The organism is Mesorhizobium sp. M1A.F.Ca.IN.020.06.1.1 (genome assembly GCF_004023265.1).
Taxonomy (GTDB): Bacteria; Pseudomonadota; Alphaproteobacteria; order Rhizobiales; family Rhizobiaceae; genus Mesorhizobium.
The window spans coordinates 1-3,676 of record NZ_RZSR01000613.1; the positions used below are offsets into that span (position 1 = coordinate 1).

Annotated in this window: 3 protein-coding genes and 1 pseudogene; all 4 read right to left on the reverse strand. The window is 62.1% G+C overall.

The genetic code is table 11. The features are described from left to right. Positions 1-366, reverse strand: a 366-nt coding sequence (locus EOA60_RS23435) for a DCC1-like thiol-disulfide oxidoreductase family protein (protein WP_206628208.1), incomplete at its 3' end; no start/stop codon positions are given. 67 nt (positions 367-433) lie between these two features. Continuing rightward, positions 434-727: a GYD domain-containing protein gene (locus EOA60_RS23440; RefSeq protein WP_066994615.1), complete on the reverse strand. Its 294-nt coding sequence runs from the start codon at positions 725-727 to the stop codon at positions 434-436. A gap of 203 nt (positions 728-930) precedes the next feature. Further along, a complete protein-coding gene (gene rpoD, locus EOA60_RS23445) occupies positions 931-2,961 on the reverse strand; it encodes an RNA polymerase sigma factor RpoD (protein WP_066994612.1) in 2,031 nt (676 codons plus the stop codon). Between the two features lie 422 nt (positions 2,962-3,383). Beyond that, a pseudogene (locus EOA60_RS23450) lies at positions 3,384-3,676 on the reverse strand (DNA primase); the annotation flags it as partial.

Below are 3,676 nucleotides of genomic sequence, written 5' to 3' on the forward strand. Positions count from 1 at the left end.
GCGGCGGTTCCAGGCGTAGAGAAGATCGGCAAACCGATCATAGACAAAGCGCGTCAGCCGCAGCACGACCGAATTGCCGAACAGGGTGGCGAGCCATCCCTCGCCAGGCGTGAGCCGCCAGACGGCGATCGCCACATCGGCACCGACCAGCAGCTTGCCCTCGGCATCGGTCGCATGCAGCCGCCGGCGGACATCCTCGAGCGAGGCGCCGAAGGCTGAAAGCGCTTGCGGTTCGAAATTAATGTCGCGGAATTCGACGCGGCCGGACTTGACCGCTTCAATCAGCCGCCGTTTCTGGCGGTTGATGCCGGCATCGCAGACCGGGCAGCGTGTGTTGTACCAGACAGTCAGCAACGGCTCAGGCATCGCGCGACTATCGGCGACCGAGCGCGGCACCGCAATATCAGCATCGAGCCGGGCTGTTTCCGGCGCTCTACCCCAGCGAACTGATGATCTCGCGGTAGGCGAATTCCGGAAACGCCTTCATCGTCCGCGTCCTGACATTGCCGCCCGACGACAACATCAGCGCGAAACGGGCAAGCACGGCATCGTCCGGCGCTTCGACAATGGCGACCATGTCGCATTCGCCCATCGTCAGATAGAATGCCTTGAACGATCCGCCCATTTCACCGAGCAGCTTCTTGGCGGCATCGAGCCGTTTCGGCGACTCCCGCACGTTCTTGGCGCCCAATTCGGTCCAGTTGATAAGCACGATGTAGGTTGTCATGGCACACCTCCCACCGGGAGCCACGGAGCGCAACGCCTGGCAGTTGCGGCCGGCGTCCGGGGCGGGCATCCGGCTTGTCGCCCACAAATGCATCCGACCCTGAAATTATCCTCCTGTTGAGCAAGCCCGGCAAGGCGGCATAACAAATAGGTGGAAATGAAAAAGGACGCCGAGGCGCCCGTTTTCGTATGTTGCGTTTCCGCTCAGCTGTCCAGGAAGCTTCTCAGCTTCCGCGAGCGGCTCGGGTGCTTGAGCTTGCGCAGCGCCTTGGCCTCGATCTGACGGATACGCTCGCGGGTGACCGAGAACTGCTGGCCGACCTCTTCCAGCGTGTGGTCGGTGTTCATGCCGATGCCGAAGCGCATGCGCAGAACACGCTCCTCGCGCGGGGTGAGCGAAGCCAGCACGCGCGTGGTTGTCTCGCGCAGATTGGCCTGGATCGCCGCGTCGATCGGCAGGATCGCCATCTTGTCCTCGATGAAGTCGCCGAGATGCGAATCCTCCTCGTCGCCGACCGGCGTTTCGAGCGAGATCGGCTCCTTGGCGATCTTCAGCACCTTGCGCACTTTTTCGAGCGGCATTGCGAGCTTCTCTGCCAGCTCTTCCGGCGTCGGCTCGCGGCCGATCTCATGCAGCATCTGGCGCGAGGTACGCACGATCTTGTTGATCGTCTCGATCATGTGCACCGGAATGCGGATGGTGCGCGCCTGATCGGCGATCGAGCGGGTGATCGCCTGCCGGATCCACCATGTCGCGTAGGTCGAGAACTTGTAGCCGCGGCGGTACTCGAATTTGTCGACCGCCTTCATCAGGCCGATATTGCCTTCTTGGATCAGGTCCAGGAACTGCAGGCCGCGATTGGTATACTTCTTGGCGATGGAGATGACGAGCCGAAGGTTCGCTTCCACCATTTCCTTCTTGGCGATCGCGGCCTCGCGCTCGCCCTTCTGCACCTGGTTGACGATCCTGCGGAATTCCAAGATCGAGATCGCCGTCTCGGTGGCGAGGTTCTGGATCTCGGCGCGCAGTTCCTTGATCGCGTCCTTCTCGTTCTTGGTGAACTCCTTCCAGCCGCGCGAGGTGAGATTCGCGATCGAGCGGGTCCAGTTCGGATCGAGCTCCGAGCCCTGATACTCCTTGAGGAACTCCTCGCGGCGCACGCCGTAGCTTTCGGCGAGCCGAAGCAGCTTGCCCTCGTTCTGCACCAGGCGCTTGTTGATGTCGTAGAGCTGCTCGACCAGCGCTTCGATGCGCGCGGTGTTGAGCGACAGCGACTTCACCGCCTTGATGAGTTGCTCCTTGAGCTCCTTCAGCCGGCGATCCTGGCTGGGCGAAAGCGTGCCGGCAGCCGCCAGCCGGTTCTCGACCTGCTGGTCCTGCAGCTTGCGAAGCTTCTTGTAAGTGTCGGCGATGACGTCGAGCGTCTCCATCACCTGCGGGCGCAGTTCCGCTTCCATCGCGGCCAGCGACAGGCTTGCCTCGTCCTCGTCGTCTTCCTCTTCTTCCAGCCCGCGCGTGTCGCCGCCGACATTGGTGATGTCGTCTTCTTCCTCGCGCGCCGCCGAGCGGCCGCGCGGCTTCTCTTCGGCCTTGGGCGCTTCCTCGACGCGTTCGACAACGGGCGCCTGCTTGGCCTCGGGGCCGGCATAGGTCGCCTCGAGGTCGATGATCTCGCGGAGCAGGATCTTCGATTCGTTGAGCTCGTCGCGCCAGATGATGATCGCCTGGAAGGTGAGCGGGCTCTCGCACAGGCCCGCGATCATCGTCTCGCGGCCGGCTTCGATGCGCTTGGCGATCGCGATTTCGCCCTCGCGCGACAGAAGCTCGACCGAGCCCATCTCGCGCAGATACATGCGCACCGGGTCGTCGGTGCGGTCGGTCGGCTCTTTCTTGGTGGTCGTGGTGGCAACGGCGGTGCCGGTCTGCTCGGCAAGCTCGTTGGCGTCTTCCTCGGAGTCGGCGCCCGCGTCGCCGCCTTCCGCCTCCTCGCCCTGCTCGTCGTCCTCGACGACGTTGATGCCCATGTCGGACAGCATGGCCATCGTGTCCTCGATCTGCTCGGATGTCACTTCCTCCGAGGGCAGCACCGAGTTCAGTTCGTCCATGGTCACATAGCCGCGCTTCTTGGCGGCCTTGATCATCTTCTTGACAGCATCATCGGAAAGGTCGAGCAGCGGGCCATCGGTGGCGCCTTCACGTTCGGTCTCGACCTCTTCCTTTTCCTTTGTCGCCATTCTTTGTCGTCTCCAAGCGGCCGAATATCGAAGCCGCGTAAGCTGCCGGACCGGTCAAACCGGATGCGCTCGCCCCAGAACGCTTCTTACCGGGCCAGTGACCGCATCATCTCTTTTGTTTGCTGCCTGTCGTTGCCCCAAAACCGGTTCCACTTTTGGGCGACATGCATTAAGTCCAGATTAACCCTGGTATCTGTGGCAGGCCTTTTGCCTGTCCAGTCGCCAGAACCTTACATCGCTCAAAATTTCCCACCGACGCCGGGCACGGTTAACGTTTCGAATCGTCCTGATTCCGCCAATCTGCCAGAAGGTCAAGCGCCTCTGGCATGATTCGCATGAAAAAAGCGAATCAATTGCCCGACTTAGAGGCGTCGAATCGACGCGCCTTGAGCATTTCCACTTCATTTCGGGCCGACCTGGGCCTAAGCACGCCCAGCCCTGCCCGACGAAACGCCGAACCCTTCGATCAGCGCTTCCGTTGCCTGTACATCGTTGAATTGCGCTTGAATCTCGACGAGATGCCGGAAGTTTTCGTCCGACGGGTCTGCATCGAGCGCCGCCTGCGCCTGTCTCAGCTCCCTATGTAAGGTGCGCGCGCTGCGCTGCAAGTGCAGCGCTTGGTTGAAGGCGTCCCGGGCATCGTCAAGTCCCGCGGTTTCGAGCGCCGGCCACTGCCGCGCCCGCTTGATCAGCGCCACCGCGCGTTCCCAGATGT